This window comes from Bovifimicola ammoniilytica, assembly GCF_025567085.1.
In the GTDB taxonomy this organism is placed as follows: Bacteria; Bacillota; Clostridia; order Lachnospirales; family Lachnospiraceae; genus Bovifimicola; species Bovifimicola ammoniilytica.
In genome coordinates, this window is the sequence record NZ_JAOQJN010000003.1 from 30,380 (window position 1) to 49,831 (window position 19,452).

Below are 19,452 nucleotides of genomic sequence, written 5' to 3' on the forward strand. Positions count from 1 at the left end.
GATTCTTCACATTCCGTTGAACTATATAATTTTATATCATAACCGATTTTTGATTTTATTACAGTATGGTATTGAGAAGCAATTACTTCATATATATTTTCTTTCCTATACTTTTGACTACATATATAATCCATTATTATTTTTATATCTTCGCTTTTATCAAAAACAAAATACTGACGTTTATTATACGACTCAACCTCAATACATTTTATCTCGCTATAATCTATTTTCAGTTTATAATATTTAGGAAACAGTATATTTACACCTACAGGTATTACAATTATCAGTATTACTGCTAATACTATTAATATTGTCTTCCTTTTATTCTTGCTTATCTTCATACTAACTATTCCCTTCCATCCCAGCAATAAGTACATAACTTACTCTTGTCTATTCCTACTGACTCTATCATATCATCTAATCTATGATATCTAAGAGATGTGAATTTAAGTTCTTTTCTTATCTCTTCTATCATATTCTGATATCTTTCAGTTTCAGGATTAGTATACTCGTTAAGTACATTTTCAGCATTATCACCCTCTAAATTCTTAATAACTCGTCTTGTTATTAAGTCCATTTCTGAAGATGAACGTGAGAAATTAATGAATTTACAGCCATATACAAGTGGTGGGCAGGCAGGTCTTATATGTACCTCTTTAGCTCCGCTTGAATATAGGAATTCAGTAGTTTCTCTAAGCTGTGTTCCTCTTACGATAGAGTCATCTATAAGTAATAATCTCTTATCTTTAATTAAATCATGAACAGGTATAAGTTTCATTTTTGCAATCAGATTACGCTTACTCTGGATAGTAGGCATAAATGAACGTGGCCATGTAGGTGTATATTTAATAAATGGTCTTGAAAATGGAATTCCTGACTCGTTAGCATATCCTACCGCATGAGCTGTTCCTGAATCCGGTACACCTGCAACAATATCAGGCTCTACCTTATTCTTGTCATTCATATCACGTCTTGCAAGCATTGCTCCACAGTTATAACGCATTTTCTCAACACTTACGCCCTCATAGCTTGACGATGGATAGCCATAATATATCCATAAGAATGTGCAAATCTTCATATCTGTACCCGGTGCGCATACCGTTCGTACTTCTTCCGGTGTCATAATTACTATTTCGCCCGGACCTAATTCCTTATAATCCGTATATCCAAGATTCAGATAGGCAAATGATTCAAATGTAGCACAATATCCGTCCTCTTTCTTACCGATAACCGCCGGAGTTCTTCCTAATCTGTCTCTCGCTACAAATATGCCCTTAGGAGTCATAACTAACATAGTCATTGAACCATCTATTATCTCCTGTGCATACCTTATACCATCAATCATATTATCTTTCTGGTTAATAATAGCCGCCACGAGTTCAGTAGCATTAATATCTCCACCACTCATTTCTAAGAAATGCGAATTACCATTACTGAAAATCTTTTTAACAATTTCATCTGTATTATTAATTTTACCAACTGTTGTTATAGCATAGGTTCCATGATGCGAACGAACAATTAATGGCTGTGGTTCATAATCTGATATACAGCCAATTCCTAAATTACCTTTCATTTCATTTATCTCTTTATCGAATTTAGTTCTGAAAGGAGAATTCTCTATATTATGGATTGAACGATCAAATCCATTCTTGCCATATACAGCCATTCCACCTCTTCTTGTTCCAAGATGTGAATGATAATCAGTTCCAAAAAATAAATCAAATACGCAATCATTTTTCGATGCAACTCCAAAAAATCCGCCCATTACTTTTCCTCATTTCTGCGTTGTCTTTTATCACTAAAGGTTTCCGATAGCAACGCTTACCGGAAACCTGATTACTATAGAGTATATTATTATAAGAATAAATTATAAAAATATATTGTTACGCAAATAAATTATAAAATATATTATATATTCTTATATTTATAATTACACGTTGATTGTAGCTGTCATTCCAAGTATTTCCTTATTCTCTTCAAGAATTGGATTAATAACTTCACTTAAGAACTCATCAACCTGCTCTTTTGAACGTCCAACATACTTTGTTGGGTCCATTGATTTCTTCAAATCTTCAAGACTCATTCCGAATTTATCATCTGCTGCAATAAGCTCTAATAAATTGTTATCAAGTCCCTCTTCTTTAACATTCTTTCCTGCAATCATAGAAAGCTTACGAATCTCTTCGTGTAATTCCTGTCTGTCGCCACCTGCTTTAACTGCATCCATCATAATATTCTCAGTAGCCATAAATGGTAATTCAGCCATAAGTCTCTTCTCAATAACCTTAGGATATACAACTAAACCATCTACTACATTGAGATATAAGTCAAGTATTCCGTCGATTGCAAGAAATGCTTCAGGAACACTTATTCTCTTATTAGCAGAGTCATCAAGTGTTCTTTCAAACCACTGCGTTGCTGATGTAATTGCAGGATTAAGTGCATCTACCATTACATAATTAGCAAGTGATGCAATTCTCTCACTTCTCATAGGGTTTCTCTTATAAGCCATTGCAGATGAACCAATCTGATTCTTTTCAAATGGTTCTTCAACCTCTTTAAGATGCTGTAATAATCTTATATCATTTGAGAATTTATGAGCACTTGCTGCAATTCCTGCTAATACATTTAATACTCTTGTATCAACTTTTCTTGTATATGTCTGTCCTGAAACAGGCTGACATTTCTCAAATCCCATCTTCTTAGCTATCATAGGATCAATTTTTCTGATTTTATCCTGGTCACCCTCGAATAATTCAAGGAAACTTGCCTGTGTACCTGTTGTTCCCTTTGAACCTAATAACTTCATACTTCCGATAATATAATCAAGGTCTTCTAAGTCAACAACTAATTCATTCATCCATAATGTCGCACGTTTTCCAACTGTAGTTGGCTGTGCAGGCTGAAAATGTGTAAATGCAAGTGTTGGCTGTGCTTTATATGAATCAGCAAATTTAGCTAATTCAGCAATAACATTTATTAATTTCTTTCTGACCAATTTAAGTGCTTCAGTCATTACGATAATATCAGTATTGTCACCAACATAACATGAAGTTGCACCAAGATGGATAATTCCCTTAGCTTTTGGACACTGTACACCATATGCATAAACATGTGACATAACATCATGTCTTACTAATCTTTCTCTTTCCTTAGCAACATCATAATTAATGTCCTCTGCATATTCTTTTAACTCTGCAATCTGCTCATCAGTGATATTAAGTCCTAATTCTTTCTCTGTCTCTGCTAATGCAATCCATAATTTTCTCCATGTTCTGAATTTCATATCAGGTGAGAAAATATACTGCATTTCCTTACTTGCATATCGCTCTGACAATGGGCTTTGATACTTATCGTACATATTAGTTCTCCTTTTTCTTATACATATTAGTTAATCTATCTAAGGTATCTTTTCCTTAGTATTATATCAGCTAATGCCAATATTTTAAACACTTTTATGCTTCATATTCACCACGAATATCTTCCTTAGGTGGTTCTATAGGATACTTTCCATTAAAACATCCTGTACAAATAGGAAGTCCTTCCACCATCTGTGATAATCTGTCTATTTCTAGATAACCTAACGAATCCGCACCGATAATCTGTCTGATTTCTTCAATCGTTCTGTTATGCGCAATTAACTGTTCTTTACTTGGAATATCCGTTCCAAAATAACACTCATTTAAAAATGGTGGTGAACTTATTCTTACATGCACCTCTGTAGCACCTGCTTCCTTAAGCATTCCTACTATACGGTCACTCGTAGTACCTCTTACAATAGAGTCATCTATCATAATTACTCTTTTACCCTTAACTGCTTCTTTCAAAACGTTAAGTTTAACTCTTACACTTGATTCCCTGCTGCTCTGCTTAGGCTTTATAAATGTACGTCCGACATATCCGTTCTTAACAAATGCAGTACCATAAGGAATTCCTGATTCTAAAGAATATCCTAATGCTGCCGCATTTCCTGATTCCGGCACACCTACTACTAAATCAGCCTCTACAGGATGATCCATGGCAAGATATCTTCCTGCCATAATTCTTGAATGATATACTGAAATTCCATCAATTATACTGTCCGGTCTTGCGAAATAAATATATTCAAATATACATCTTGCTTCTTTCTCTTTAGGCAGACATAATGATGTATCAGATATTATCTTACCATCAGTAATAGTTACTATCTCACCAGGTAAGACATCTCTTACATGCTCTGCACCGATAGTATCAAGTGCACATGTCTCTGAAGCTAAAATATATGTATTATCTCTTTTACCAATGCATAATGGCTTAAAACCATATGGGTCTCTTGCACCTATTAATTTTCTCGGACTCATTACAATTAATGAATAAGCACCTTTTATCTTCTTAATAGTCTCTTTGACAGCTTCCTCAACCGAACCACATTTAATTCTGGCTCTTGCGATAAGATATGCTATAACTTCTGAATCTATTGTAGTCTGGAAAATAGCTCCGGTATACTCTAGTTCCTTGCGAAGTTCTAACGCATTAATAAGATTTCCATTATGTGCAAGTCCAAGAATACCTTTCACATAATTAAGTACCAATGGCTGTGCATTCTCTCTCGTACTGCTTCCTGCTGTAGAATATCTTGTATGTCCGACACCGATATTACCTTTTAATTTTTCAAGATTATCCGGCTGGAACACTTCATTTACAAGGCCCATATCCTTATAGACACTTACCTTGCCCTTTGGTCCCTCTGTATCACTTACAGCTATTCCGCAGCTTTCCTGACCTCTGTGCTGTAATGCAAATAAACCATAATAAATCGATGATGCCACATCATTGCCATCGAAATCATACATTCCGAATACACCACATTCCTCATGTAATGTATCGTCTGCATCCGGTGACATACAACAGTTACTAATTTCATGTATATTCTTCATACGGTCTGTACTCCTTTAAGTTTATTCTGTGAGCTTTTCTGAAATAAAATATATCTTATAGCCAAATATCGCATTAAATATGACATTATTCTATTGTCTTTTACAAAATAAATATATCTTAAAACCTTATGCTCTTAACTTATAAACCTAAATGCCTAATCATATTTCACTCTTACTAAACAAGGTAAATTATAATACAATACATACTTAAAATCAAATCAATTTTCCACATTGAATATTATTTGTATAACTTTGCAAAATTCTTGAATAATCAGATAATTACTTGTATAATATATCCAAGATATATTTGCAGCTGCGTCTGCAAAATGGAGCCAGTGTGAAAGAATTGTGCTGATGCACCAATTCTTTCGCCCCAAACTAATTGTTTCCGGGCGAAAACAATTAGTTTTATGGCAGATTAGAAATCGCATACGCGAATTTCTAATCGCCTCCTCGCGAACAAGTCGCTCAGAATGGAGAATAGTATGCCTGAAAAAGAAAAACGTCGTTATAAAAGAATGAATGTTGATTTAAAACTTAATATCTCAAAGTTATTTCATCAAGATAATGGAGTGATTGCCAATATTGATGCTCCAATTGAAGTTACTGATATCTCAAAAGGGGGTATCGGTTTCACATCTTCTGCAACACTTCCTACCGGATATTACTTCAATGCCAAAATCAAATTAGGTGGTGATGACTCTATATTATATACGGTTGTAAGAATCGTAAGAAGCCGCCTATGTGATAATGGACTTAAGAATTATGGTGCTGAATTTATAGGTCTTGCTCCTATACTTAATTATATCTTTGATGATTATGAAGCAACTTTGGATAATTCTAACAATTAATTAGACATCTTGTTTTACTCTGTATTTACTATTTATTATTAAAATCAAAAGTCAGAAAACTTTCCTTTTATTCAGGAAATTTTCTGATTTTTGATTCTATAACCATATTATTTACCATAAGCGGATTTACAATAATTCCTTTAAAATTTTATTTATCATTCCCGGATTAGCTTTTCCCTTAGTAGCTTTCATAGCCTGACCTACTAAGAATCCAATCGCCTTGTCCTTACCATTATGATAATCCTCAACAGACTGTGGATTATTAGCCACTATTTCTTCAAGCATTTTTCTTAATCCTTCTTCATCATTGTCCATTTTTAAACCATGTTCTTCGATGTATACGTCAGGATCAATATCTTCAGTAAATACCTTCTCAAATACTTCTTTTGCTACTGAACTGTTAATTGTTCCGGCATCTATAAGTTTAATAAGTTTTGCAAGATTTACTGGTGAAAATGAAATTTCTTCAGCATCCATCTCATGCTCTTTAAGAAGTCTCATTGTCTCGCCCATAAGATAATTACTTACTTTCTTGGCATTCGCACCCTCACTTACTGTTTCTTCGAAAATATCTGCCAATTTCTTAGTTGCTGTAATAATTCCGGCATCATATTCAGGAATACCATATTCCTTAATATATCTTGCCATCTTCTCTTCCCTGAATTCTGGCTGACTGTCTTTAATACGTTTAAGCCATTCATCACTAATTACAATAGGTACAAGGTCTGGTTCAGGGAAATATCTGTAATCCTTAGCATCCTCCTTAGAACGCATTGGATAGGAATACTCTTTGTTATCGTCCCATCTTCTAGTCTCCTGTATTACTTTTTCACCTGATTCGATTAAATCAATCTGTCTTGCTCTCTCATTTTCAATTGCCCTTGAAATTGCCTTAAATGAGTTGAGGTTCTTCATCTCTGTTCGTGTGCCAAATTCTTTGGCTCCCATTTCCCTTACGGAAATGTTTACATCGGCACGCATTGAACCCTCGTTAAGTTTACAGTCAGATGCTCCAAGATACTGGATTATCATTCTAAGCTTCTCAAGATAAGAAATAACTTCATCTGAGGAACGCATATCAGGTTCTGATACTATTTCAATAAGCGGAACTCCTGACCTGTTATAGTCAACTAATGAGCAGTCCTCCCAATCATCATGTATTAACTTACCTGCATCTTCCTCCATATGAATCTCATGAATACCTACTTTTTTTCTTCCATTTTCACCATCTATTTCCACATAACCATTTCGGCAGATAGGAAGATATAACTGTGAAATCTGGTAGTTCTGTGGATTATCAGGATAGAAATAATTCTTTCTGTCAAATTTACAATATCTTGTGATGTCACAGTTAGTAGCAACGCCTACTGACATCGCATATTCCACTACCTGTTTATTAAGTACCGGAAGACTTCCCGGCATACCTGTACAAACCGGACATGTATGTGCATTAGGTTCGGCACCAAATGCAGTTGAACAGCCACAGAATATCTTCGTCTTTGTAGCTAACTCAACATGTACTTCAAGTCCAATAACTGTTTCATATACTTTACTCATATTAATCTCCATTTCTTCTTGCCTGTTCATAAGTATAAGCTGTTCTTATAAGGTTCTTCTCCTTAAAACAGTCACCTATTAACTGTAATCCGATTGGCAATCCCTTTGAATCTTTTCCACATGGAATGCTTATTCCCGGAAGTCCTGCAAGATTGACTGATATTGTATATATATCACCTAAATACATTTTAAGTGGATCTGAAAGGCTTTCTCCTAATTTAGGTGCTGTAGTCGGTGCAACTGGTCCTAATATAACATCATATTTAGCAAATGCATCATCAAATGCTTTCTTAATAAGAGCCTTAACTCTTAATGCCTTAAGATAATATGCATCATAGTAACCTGAACTTAACACGAATGAACCGAGCATAATTCTTCTCTTGACTTCTGTTCCAAAGCCCTCTGAACGGGTTTTCTTATACATATTATGCAAATCTGTAAATTCTTCTGTTCTGTATCCGTATTTAATTCCATCGAATCTCTCAAGGTTCGAGCTGGCTTCTGCTGCTGCAATTGTATAGTAAGCAGGTACTGCATATTCTACCAGACTTAAATCAAATTCTTCTACGATTGCACCTTTTCTCTTAAGAACCTCTGCTGCCTCTAATACAGCTTTCTTAACTTCATCATCTAAACCATCGCCGAAATAATCTCTTGGAATACCGATTCTCATACCTTTTACATCATTAACTAATGCTGATGTAAAATCTGTATCATCCCGTTGTATAGATGTTGAATCTTTAGTGTCATGTCCTGATATAACCTCAAGTATTGTTGCACAGTCTGTTACATCTTTACATAAAGGTCCAATCTGGTCTAGAGATGAACCATATGCAATCAGGCCATAGCGTGATACCGTCGAATAAGTAGGCTTCATTCCTACTACACCACAATATCCAGCCGGCTGTCTTATTGAACCACCTGTATCTGAACCTAATGCATAGAAGCACTCTTTCGCAGCTACTGCGGCCGCTGAACCACCTGATGAACCTCCCGGTACATATTCAGGATTACATGGATTCTTAGTAACTCCATATGCTGATGTCTCTGTCGTTGAACCCATTGCGAATTCATCCATATTTGTTTTACCGATTATTACAGCTCCGGCTTTCTCTAATTTTTCCACCGCCTCTGCCGAAAATGTTGGAACAAAATTATTAAGAATCTTTGATGCACATGTTGTAAGCATATCCTTTGTACACATATTATCCTTTATGGCTACAGGTACTCCGGCAAGCGGACCGTCTAATTCACCTGAATCAATCTTAGCCTGTACATCTTCTGCCTGTTTTAATACTTTTTCTTTATCAATGGTAATATAGCAATGATAAATATCTTCTTTCTTATCAATTTGTTCTAATACAGCTTTAGCGGCTTCTAAAACAGTTACTTCTTTATTCTTAATTTTCTCTGCAAGCTCTGTTGCAGTATAATCTAAAATACTCATCTCTACACTAAGCCTCACTTCCGATTAATTTACTCAAATGTTTTTGGTACATTAAACATTCCATCTTTTTCTTCAGGAGCATTCTTAAGTATATTATCTCTGTCATCTCCATTCGTAACCACATCTTCACGAAATACGTTATTAACTGGAAATACATGGCTCATAGGTTCTACACCCTCTGTATCTAACTCATTTAATTTATCAATATAATTAAGCATATTAGCCATATCTTTCTTGGCCTGCTCTTTTTCCTCTCCACTAAGTTCTAACTTAGCAAGAATACCAACATAATCAATCGTTTCATCTGAAATTACGTTTGCCATATTAACCTCCATTTCACAGACGTTTACGTCGAAGGAATCGCGAGCAAAATTTCAGATTTTGCTCTGCGATAATATTACTTTGCGACACCTGCTGCACAAAGTAGCCTCCACTTCTAATCTCTTACTTTAATATGAACTTCTCTTAACTGCTGTTCTGTTACCTCATTTGGTGCGCCACACATCAGATCCTGTGCAGTTCCACTCATTGGGAATGGAATAATCTCTCTAATATTCTCTTCATTTCTAAGAAGCATAATCATTCGGTCAACACCAGGTGCCATTCCTGCATGTGGTGGTGCTCCGAACTGGAATGCATTATATAAAGCTCCGAATTTGCTCTTTAGAACTTCTTCATTATATCCTGCTATTTCAAATGCCTTAACCATTATCTGCATATCATGATTTCTAACTGCACCAGATGACAATTCCACTCCATTACATACAATATCATACTGATATGCTAAAATGTCAAGTGGGTCTTTAGTATTTAATGCCTCAAGTCCTCCCTGTGGCATTGAAAATGGGTTATGTGTAAAACCGATTTTCTTCTCTTCTTCATCATATTCAAACATAGGAAAATCATTTATATAGCAGAAACGATATGAATTTTTCTCTATTAAATCAAGTTTTTCGCCTAATTCTGTTCTAATCTGTCCTGCATACAGATTAGCTCTTGCTTCTCTGTCTGCTATAAAGAAAATTGTGTCTCCTGCTTCTAATCCGGCATAATCTAATAATTCTTTTTTCATCTCATCAGGAATGAATTTATCAATAGGACCTTTATAAGATAAATCTTCTTCTACTTCAAGATATCCAAGTCCGCCCATTCCTATTGATGTTGCAAATTTGAGTAATTTTTCATGAAAACCTTTAGACATATCTGCGTGAACCTTAATTGCTCTTACTGTCTTTTTATGAAATGGCTTGAATGTACATCTCTGGAAGAATTCTGATACATCTATTATTCTTAATGGGTTACGAAGATCCGGTTTATCAGTACCAAATTCTAACATAGCCTGTTTATAGCTGATTATAGGATATGGTGCTTTAGTAACCGCGTAGCCTTCTGGTGCAAATTTCTCAAATGTAGCTGTTAAAACTTCTTCACCTACTTTGAATACATCTTCCTGAGTAGCAAAACTCATCTCGAAATCTAGCTGGTAGAATTCTCCCGGCGAACGGTCTGCTCTTGCATCTTCATCTCTAAAACATGGTGCAATCTGGAAATATTTATCAAAACCTGACACCATCAAAAGTTGTTTATACTGCTGTGGTGCTTGTGGTAATGCATAAAATTTACCTTTATATTTTCTGGATGGAACAATATAATCTCTTGCACCCTCTGGAGATGAAGCACATAAAATAGGTGTCTGTATCTCTAAAAAGCCCATTTCTGTCATCTTATCTCTTAAGAATCTTATAACATTCGAACGGAAAATCATATTGTCTTTGACTTTCTGATTTCTCAAATCAAGATATCTGTATTTTAATCTTAAATCCTCCCTTGTCTCTTTAGAAGTCTGTATCTCAAATGGAAGCTGTGCATATACTTTACCAAGTATATCAATTGAATGTGCCTCTACCTCAATTGTACCTGATGGAATCTTTGGGTTGTATGTCTCTTCATCTCTTTTTTCCACAAGTCCCTCAATAGATACACAATCTTCTTTCACAATACCATGTAATAAATCTGTATTTCTAAGTACTACCTGTACCACACCATACATATCCCTCAAATCTATAAACGATACTCCACCATGATCTCGGATATTCTCTACCCAGCCTGCAATTCTTATCTCTTTACCAATGTCTTCTTCTTTCACATTGTTCAATGTCACATCTCTGTAAATGCCTTTTTCTTTCATACTGACCACTTTCCTTTCTTTCACTTAATTCACCAAATTTTCTTATACATATAATTCCGGGTTAAATATAGAAATATTTTTAATATTTTGTAAATCTTTATATATCCTGACATCTTCTAATCATTTATCAGAACATAGAAAAACCCCGGAATATAATTAAATATTCCGGGGACGAATTATCACAATCCGCGGTACCACCCACGTTCAAGAAAGTTATCTTTCTTACTCTCATAACACTTAACGCGTGTAAACGTATCTACCTACTGCATTGTTCAGTAAATCTACTCCAGAGTGTTCCAGTTCAACGTTCCATTGAATAATGCTCTCAGTCGATGGCATCATATTCCTGTCAAGTCCCATTTGTTCCAGTCTCTTTCACAGTATTTATATATTTATTATAGAGCATTCACATTGTTTTATATGAAAAATACAGAGAATTTTTCGATATAAAATAATAAAGAATGTCGCTTGCGACATTCTCCGCCTGTGGCGGGTTGCGATAGCAACATTTTCTGCTCCGCCGCAGTGCGATCCTCGCGTAGCGTTTTTTGCTTACCAGGACAATTTCAACGAAATTTCCTGGTAAGCAAAAAGGGCATTCTGAATAAATCAGAACGCCTTTGCTCTTTCTCAAATATAAAACAAAAAGTATTGATTGTCAAGCACTATTTTTATCACTTTTAATTATACATAAAACTTATTTATAAAGTTGCCAGAATCCATAAATGCGAAAGTTCCATATATAGCACTAACTTTCATCATTTTTAATATCGGCTGAATCTTCTCATAGCATCTTTTTCCCACATTTCGCTGCTGCTCTCGAAATCATCTTCATCATCATCTAATGCAAGCTCATCTAATCCACTAAACAAATCATCTATATCATTTTTCTTAGACTTAGTTTTATTCTTATCGGATGTATTGCCTGTCTTATTCTTAGTACCTGTTTCTTTCATAACATTATCTGAAATGTTATGTTTAACTTCGCTTACATCATAGTCAGCAATTTCATTAGGGATATTGCTTTTTGTATCAGGCTTTGGCATCTCTAATACAATTCGCTTAACAACTCTGTTTTTTTCTTTCTTACCTGCTGTCATCTTAATGTCAGTAATCTTTTCTTCTGTATCAAATGATTCTCCACTTTCATAGAGTTCATTTTCTAATTTATCAATCTCCACATCAAGCATTGTGATTGTATCATTCATTCTCTTAAGCTCTGCTGCCACCGGGTTTTTAATCTTGAGTTTATCCGCAAGTGGTTTAGAATACTTAGTGTCTGAATTGACAAACAAGTCAAATCCCTTAACCAGAAACAGAACAAAGCTTCCTATAAATACTATCATTACAAAAGGACTTAGAAATCTTCCCATTCCTGCTATAGTTACATGTTTCGTATTATGCATCATTGATACGAGAACTACATAATGAAACAGAAATGATATAGCTGCAACCATTCCACTCTTTTTAACTATCTCGATCTGTTTCTCATAATCTGTTGCTAACACTTTTCTCTCGTGCTTTTTGTCTTCACTTTCTTTTTGTAAGGTCTTCAATCTCTTCTTAATATCACTACTATTCATAACTAAACCTCCATTTAGTATACATACCAGATTATTATTTTAGCACATATATCTAAAATTATCCATATTTTATGAAAACTATTACAAATTTTATAGTTATTTCTTAGATTCTGTCTTGAATTTCTCGCTGATTTTCTCTGCTATTTCATAAAGTAGTCTGAATACAGATTCAGATGCAAATGAAAATACTACGAATAAAAGTATACATATCTTAGACATTCCATTTAATGCAAATATATCACCAAGAAAGATGCTGCATAATAACAATCCTGCAATATTACCGGCTATTACTGCTATTCTATATCTGTTTAGTGGAACACTTATCTTACTTAGAATCATAAATCCAACAATTGCTAATAACATTGTTGCTGCTGTTGCAATATCAGCAGATGGAAGCTTGAATACTTTACCACAGACAACAAGTGCTGCTACAGCAAAGAAGTCTGTAAGTCCTGCCGGCAATGCTTTTATAAACACATTCCTTAAGAATTTACCCTCTATACGCTTCTTATTAGCCTCCATTGCAAGCAAGAATGCAGGAATACCAATATTAAACATACTTATAAGTGAAATCTGCGATGGCTCTAATGGATAAGTAATCATAAATACTGCTGAGAATATTGACATCAGAAATGAGAATATATTCTTAACAAGGAACAAGCTTGCCGAACGTTGCACATTGTTTACGACTCTTCTTCCCTCTAATACTACTGATGGCATCTTAGAGAAATCTGACTCTAATAATACAACCTGTGCTGACTGTGCCGTTGCTTCACTTCCCGATGCCATTGCAATACTACAATCTGCATCTTTCATTGCTAAGATATCATTTACACCATCACCAGTCATTGCAACCGTATGACCTTTATTCTGCAATGCATGTACAAGCTGCTGTTTCTGTTTTGGTGTTACACGACCAAATACATTATATTCATTAACCGCATTTACAAAGTCCATATCGTCCTTTAACTCTCTTGCATCGATATATTTCTCTGCACCATCAATTCCTGCTTCTTTGGCAATCTCTGATACTGTTCCCGGATTATCTCCTGAGATAACCTTTATCTGTACATTTTGCTGTTTGAAATATTCAAATGTTTCCTTAGCCTGTTCTCTTATCTTATTAGATAGAAATACAAGTGCATATGGAACTACTTCTTCTGTTAATGCTTTACCATCAATTTCTCCATAGTATTTGCCAAATACTAATGTTCTTAATCCTTTTTTAGAATATCTCTCTATAAGTTCTCTATAAGTTTCATATTCATCACGAAGTACCATTTCAGGTGCACCAAGAACAAACACTTCATCAGCATATGTAACACTTGAATACTTGAATTCTGATGAAAATGATGTGTAGCTTAATGCTTTACGATTAGTTGTATTCTTAAAATATTCTTTCATTGCTGCCATTGTAATGTTATCAGCAGTCATATTTTCTACGAAATCTGATATTATCTCGATAGTTGTCTCTTCCCTGCCAAACATCTCGTTTATAGCTTCGATGCCATGGACTTCCATCTTATTTTCCGTAATTGTACCTGTTTTATCCACGCATAAAACATCTACTCTTGCTAAAGTCTCAATACTCTTCATATTGTGAAGTAATACTTTCTCCTTAGCAAGTCTTACTGTACTCATGGCAAGCGCAATTGTAGTAAGTAAATATAAACCCTCAGGAATCATACCAATGACTGCTGCCACCATTGATACTATACTTTCTGAAAAGCTTTCACCATTCACAAAATATGCCTGGTAATATAGCACTATACCTATTGGAATAATCGCAATACCAACCCACATAATCAATTTATTAATTGATTTAATCATTTCTGACTGTTCGTTCTTCTTGCCTTTTTTAGCTTCTAAAGTAAGCTTTGAAATATATGATTCTTCTCCGACTTTTTCAAGTTCAGCATAACATTCACCAGATATAACAAAGCTTCCTGACATTAATTTGTCGCCTTTATTCTTCTCTATCTCGTCTGATTCACCTGTAAGCAATGACTCATTTGCCTGCACACAACCCTCAATAACTACTGCATCAGCAGGAATCTGGTCTCCTGCCCGAAATATTACTAAATCGCCCTGTACTAACTCTTCTGAAGCTACCTTTACTTCTTTACCGTCTCTTATCGCTGTCGTATGCGAAGCATTTAACAGATTCATCTTTTCTAATACATTTCTTGCCCTGATCTCCTGAATAATACCGATGAGCGTATTACCCACTACAACCGGAAGAAATGTAAGACTTCTAAATGAGCCTGCCACACATACTAACACAGATAAAATCATAAATATAACATTAAAATATGTAAAAAGGTTATCCATTATAATCTGCTTATTTGTTTTCGCGCCCGAATCTACAGCACGATTTACAAGGCCCTGTTCAATCTTTTCTTCTACCTGCTCTCTAGTCAATCCATTCATAACTTGTTTTTGCCTTTCATATATTTATTTTCATATACTTATTACATTGTTTTGTAAAATATATAATTCTTTTGCATTTGTTTCAAATATTAACATTCATTATAGCTAATGTCAACGTACTGCCCCTTTTACCAAAATATGAAAAAAGAGCCGATTTACTGTAAAATCAGCTCTTTTTTAGGAGTTTATCGCAAATACTAAATTATTGTAAATTTTTCATTAAATAAATTTTATATTTACATTTTTTTAATTCTGTCTAATGCTTCTAATGTATTCTCATAACTTCCAAATGCTGTAAGTCTGAAGTAACCCTCACCACTTGGTCCGAAACCTGAACCCGGTGTACCTACAACATTAGCTTTCTCTAATAACATATCAAAGAATTCCCATGAAGTCATATTGCCCGGTGTCTTTAACCATATATATGGTGCATTAACACCACCTGAAACTGAATATCCTGCCTCTGCAAGTCCCTTGCGTATAATCTTTGCATTATTCATATAGTAAGCAACCTGTTCGCCTGTCTGTTTCTTTCCCTCAGGACTATACACAGCCTCTCCTGCCCTCTGGATAATATATGGTGCTCCGTTGAATTTTGTTCCATGTCGTCTTGCCCAGAGACTATGTAATGTAACTCCATTACTCTTAAGTTCCTTAGGAATAACTGTAAATCCAAGTCTTGTTCCTGTGAAACCTGCATTCTTAGAAAAGCTTCTAAGTTCGATTGCACATGCTTTAGCACCATCACATTCGTAAATTGTATGTGGAACATTTTCCTCGGAAATATATGCTTCATATGCAGCATCATAGATAATAACTGCACCAATCTTTAATGCGTAATCAACCCATTCCTGAAGTTTATCCTTAGTGATTGTTGCACCTGTAGGATTATTAGGAAAACAAAGGTAGATAATGTCAGGTTCTTCACTTGGTAATTCAGGAGCAAAACCTGTCTCTGCTGTGCAAGGCATATAGATTACATTACTCCATTTCTGTTCTGCTTCAATGTAATCACCTGTTCTTCCTGCCATCGCATTTGTATCTACATATACAGGATATACAGGATCACAAACTGCTATTTTATTATCAACTGAAAATATATCTCCAATATTTCCTGAATCACTCTTTGCGCCATCACTTACAAATATTTCATCTACAGCGATGTCCACGCCTCTTGCCTTATAGTCATTATCGGCTATAGCCTGTCTTAAGAATTCATATCCAAGGTCAGGTGCATATCCTTTAAAAGTTTCTGCCTTACCCATCTCATCTACTGCACTATGTAATGCATCAATTACCGCAGGAGCAAGTGGAAGTGTAACATCACCGATACCAAGACTTATAACTTTCTTATCTGGATGTGCTGCTTTGAACTCTCTTGATTTTCTGCCTACTGTTGAAAATAAATAGCTTCCCGGTAATTTCAAATAGTTATCATTAATTTTAAACATTTTAATCCTCCATTCCAATTCTTTATGTTAATGCATAATCTGCAATACCATTTGTGCTGTTTCTACCATATTTGTACCACTATCCATACTATTCTTCTGTATGTACCTGTGTGCTTCTTCCTCAGTCATATTTCTATTCATCATTAATACTTTCTTGGCTTCTTCTATAATGGCTTTCTGCGCCACATTTCTCTCTTTAGGCTTTTGCTTTCCTTTTTTCTTAATTCGCTCTAATGCCTGTGCCATCATTTCTAAAGTATTAAGTAAATCATATGATTTAAGAGGCATTTCCACACTTACGACACCGTCAGGAATTCCCTCTTCTAATTTGGCTCTTGAAGCAACTAATAGCATTTGGAAAGTAGATCCTAATTCCTGATATAATTCTGTATAAACCATATCATTAAATTTGTAACCGCATACTATAATCCCATAGTCTATATTATCCATAAAAGACATCGCTTGCGAACCAGAAGTACATACAATCGAAACCTTATAACCATTTCTGACTAACAGATTTCTTATGCCCTGACCATCAGTGAGTTTCGGAAAAACCACCAATATATCTATCATGCTTTCACCTCCAGTTTCAGTTTGGTATTCGCTTTAGAAATATTGCACTTTAGAACTTATGCAGATATTCTTCGATTTCCCATTCTGTAACCTGGGTTCTGTACGCCTGCCACTCTTTCTTCTTCGCATTTATATAATTTGTGGAAATATGTTTGCCTAACACATTCTGTACAAATTCATCATTTTCAAATTTCTCAATGGCATCACAAAGGTTTTCAGGAAGATGCTCTATTCCGTCCTCTTCTTTCTCAGCTAATGACATCTCAAATATATTCTTATCAACACTTGCAGGTGGTGTTAAATTATTCTTAATTCCATCAAGTCCTGCTGCTAAACATACAGCTAATACCATATATGGGTTAGCTGTTGGATCAGGACATCTGAGTTCTATTCTTGTTCCCTCACCTCTTGGTGCAGGAATTCTTATCAAAGGACTTCTGTTAGTAGTTGACCATGCAATATAAACTGGTGCTTCATATCCTGGAACAAGTCTCTTGTATGAATTAACAAGTGGATTAGTAATAACTGTCATTCCCTTTATATGCTTCATAATTCCTGCCATAAAGCTATATGCCTCTTTACTTAATCCCTTCTCATCATTTGAATCATTAAATATATTCTTACCATCTTTATTAAGTGACATATTTATATGCATTCCTGAACCATTTATTCCTGACTTAGGCTTTGGCATAAATGTTGCATGTAAACCATGTCTTTTAGCGATTGACTTAATTGTAAGCTTAAATGTCATAATATTATCAGCGGTAACTAATGCGTTATCGTATTTGAAATCTATCTCATGTTGTGCAGGTGCAACTTCATGATGAGATGATTCTACTTCAAATCCCATTGATTCAAGGTTAAGAACCATATCACGTCTTGCATTCTCCCCTAAATCAATTGGTCCTAAATCAAAATATCCTGCCTTCTCATGTGACAATGTTGTAGGATTACCATTGTCATCTGTATGGAATAAGAAGAATTCACATTCAGGTCCTGCCTCAAATGTATAACCCATATTTTCTGCTTCTTTTAAGACTTTCTTAAGAACATATCTTGGGTCCCCTTCAAATGGTGTTCCATCAGGTCTGTATATATCACAAATGAATCTTGCCACCTTGCCCTGCTGAGGTCTCCATGGAAATATTGTAAATGTATCAAGATCAGGATATAAGTACATATCTGATTCCTCAATTCTTGAAAATCCCTCGATAGATGAACCATCAAACATACATTGATTATTCAATGCTTTTTCTAACTGGCTCACTGTAATGGCAACATTCTTCATTGTTCCAAACATATCTGTGAACTGAAGTCGGATAAATTCCACATCTTCCTCTTCAATCATATTCATTATTTCCTGTTTAGTATACTTCATCGCACTTTCCTCCATTTACACATATTATACATAAAATTAAAATATTTTCGCTATGTACTTCATATTCATCAGGATTGTGTATATTCTTCGCACAAAACAACTACAAACAATCCGTTTAAACCTAATTCCGGTATTTAATATCTTAATATTCTAATGTATTAATATACCTGGATTCTATTATATTTATTTATAGAAAAGGCGCTCTCCTCCCTTGAAGAGAACGCCATTGTTCATTAACAGAATATCAATATTCTTCTAATTTGTCAAGGCTGTATGTTTCAGAATTTTTACTATTGAATACATATTATCATTTATCTGATTAAAAATTATACTTCATTAAATATGTAACAAATCATAGCTTATATATTTTCATTTACTTTAGAAATATTCTTTGCTATAATGATTATGATGTTTTATAAAAATATTATAAATATATGGAGGTCTTTAAAATGAAACAAAACAAAAGTACATTGATTTCATTAATTCTTGGAATCATATCAGTGTTATTTGCATTTCTCACAATTATTATGTATATAGTTGTTAAGCGTGAAGCATGGGATTATGTTATAGAACTATTCTCATTAATCGCATTGGGCGGTCTGCTTGCATTAATAATTCTTAATATGTTAAATATTAAATTTAACCATCTATTATTCTTTATTCCTCTTGGGGTAGTTGCCATTGCATACTTATTATCAGGAATTAGATCTTTAATAAATATCGGAGATGCTTATGAAACTTTAAGATATTCATATTTCACAAGTTTCATTAACTCAATTTTATCTATCGGATTATTAATTTCAATGGTATACGGCTTATATAAAATGGGTAATAAAAAAGTATTTTTCATTATCCCTATTTCTTACATAATAATAAGCAATGTATTCAGTTTCTTATATTCCTTTAACCAGGTTATATTCTCATTCTTCACAGTTACTAAAACCAAATATGCTCTTGTATCATTCTTCGATTTAATTTCGGTTATTTCATTCTATGTAATTTATATAATTTTCTTTGTAAAGAATAATTCAGAGAATAAATAACTTAAGCATACACTTAGGCGAGATGTCCGTCTATG

Annotated in this window: 15 protein-coding genes; 2 read left to right on the plus strand and 13 right to left on the minus strand. The window is 34.5% G+C overall.

Annotated elements, in window-relative coordinates:
- The 4 genes from OCV48_RS03840 to purF form a co-directional block, all read right to left on the minus strand.
- The coding region (locus OCV48_RS03840; protein WP_262558885.1) for a hypothetical protein at positions 1 to 341 on the minus strand (341 nt) is incomplete at its 3' end.
- Between the two features lie 5 nt (positions 342 to 346).
- Positions 347 to 1,765 (minus strand): amidophosphoribosyltransferase, encoded by a 1,419-nt coding sequence (locus tag OCV48_RS03845; RefSeq protein WP_021983542.1) that lies wholly within the window; start codon positions 1,763 to 1,765, stop codon positions 347 to 349.
- A 165-nt stretch (positions 1,766 to 1,930) separates the two neighbouring features.
- Positions 1,931 to 3,361: an adenylosuccinate lyase gene (gene purB, locus OCV48_RS03850; protein WP_147591209.1), complete on the minus strand. Its 1,431-nt coding sequence runs from the start codon at positions 3,359 to 3,361 to the stop codon at positions 1,931 to 1,933.
- A gap of 94 nt (positions 3,362 to 3,455) precedes the next feature.
- On the minus strand, positions 3,456 to 4,916 hold the full coding sequence (purF, locus tag OCV48_RS03855) for an amidophosphoribosyltransferase (RefSeq protein ID WP_021983540.1): 1,461 nt from the start codon (positions 4,914 to 4,916) through the stop codon (positions 3,456 to 3,458).
- Positions 4,917 to 5,401: 485 nt separating this feature from the next.
- On the opposite strand from purF, the gene OCV48_RS03860 reads away from it, so the two are divergent.
- Positions 5,402 to 5,767, plus strand: coding sequence for a PilZ domain-containing protein (locus OCV48_RS03860; RefSeq protein ID WP_021983539.1), 366 nt, complete (start codon positions 5,402 to 5,404; stop codon positions 5,765 to 5,767).
- A gap of 126 nt (positions 5,768 to 5,893) precedes the next feature.
- Here OCV48_RS03860 and gatB read toward each other — a convergent pair whose 3' ends face one another.
- The 9 genes from gatB to glnA form a co-directional block, all read right to left on the minus strand.
- Positions 5,894 to 7,324, minus strand: a complete 1,431-nt coding sequence (gene gatB / locus OCV48_RS03865; protein ID WP_021983538.1) for an Asp-tRNA(Asn)/Glu-tRNA(Gln) amidotransferase subunit GatB — start codon at positions 7,322 to 7,324, stop codon at positions 5,894 to 5,896.
- A gap of 1 nt (position 7,325) precedes the next feature.
- A complete protein-coding gene (gene gatA, locus OCV48_RS03870; RefSeq protein ID WP_021983537.1) occupies positions 7,326 to 8,771 on the minus strand; it encodes an Asp-tRNA(Asn)/Glu-tRNA(Gln) amidotransferase subunit GatA in 1,446 nt (481 codons plus the stop codon).
- Positions 8,772 to 8,800: 29 nt separating this feature from the next.
- On the minus strand, positions 8,801 to 9,094 hold the full coding sequence (gene gatC, locus OCV48_RS03875; RefSeq protein ID WP_021983536.1) for an Asp-tRNA(Asn)/Glu-tRNA(Gln) amidotransferase subunit GatC: 294 nt from the start codon (positions 9,092 to 9,094) through the stop codon (positions 8,801 to 8,803).
- Positions 9,095 to 9,207: 113 nt separating this feature from the next.
- Entirely contained in the window at positions 9,208 to 10,959 is a 1,752-nt protein-coding gene (gene aspS / locus OCV48_RS03880; RefSeq protein WP_021983535.1) for an aspartate--tRNA ligase, read from the minus strand.
- 764 nt (positions 10,960 to 11,723) lie between these two features.
- Positions 11,724 to 12,542: a hypothetical protein gene (locus OCV48_RS03885; RefSeq protein ID WP_147591210.1), complete on the minus strand. Its 819-nt coding sequence runs from the start codon at positions 12,540 to 12,542 to the stop codon at positions 11,724 to 11,726.
- A 96-nt stretch (positions 12,543 to 12,638) separates the two neighbouring features.
- Positions 12,639 to 14,972 (minus strand): cation-translocating P-type ATPase, encoded by a 2,334-nt coding sequence (locus OCV48_RS03890; RefSeq protein ID WP_147591211.1) that lies wholly within the window; start codon positions 14,970 to 14,972, stop codon positions 12,639 to 12,641.
- A gap of 236 nt (positions 14,973 to 15,208) precedes the next feature.
- Entirely contained in the window at positions 15,209 to 16,423 is a 1,215-nt protein-coding gene (locus OCV48_RS03895; protein WP_021983531.1) for an LL-diaminopimelate aminotransferase, read from the minus strand.
- 27 nt (positions 16,424 to 16,450) lie between these two features.
- Complete coding sequence (locus OCV48_RS03900) at positions 16,451 to 16,996, minus strand: ANTAR domain-containing response regulator (RefSeq protein ID WP_021983530.1); 546 nt, start codon at positions 16,994 to 16,996, stop codon at positions 16,451 to 16,453.
- A gap of 49 nt (positions 16,997 to 17,045) precedes the next feature.
- Entirely contained in the window at positions 17,046 to 18,374 is a 1,329-nt protein-coding gene (gene glnA / locus OCV48_RS03905; RefSeq protein WP_021983529.1) for a type I glutamate--ammonia ligase, read from the minus strand.
- A gap of 449 nt (positions 18,375 to 18,823) precedes the next feature.
- Between glnA and OCV48_RS03910 the strand changes: the two genes are divergently transcribed.
- Positions 18,824 to 19,417: a hypothetical protein gene (locus OCV48_RS03910; protein ID WP_021983528.1), complete on the plus strand. Its 594-nt coding sequence runs from the start codon at positions 18,824 to 18,826 to the stop codon at positions 19,415 to 19,417.
- Positions 19,418 to 19,452: the final 35 nt, after the last annotated feature.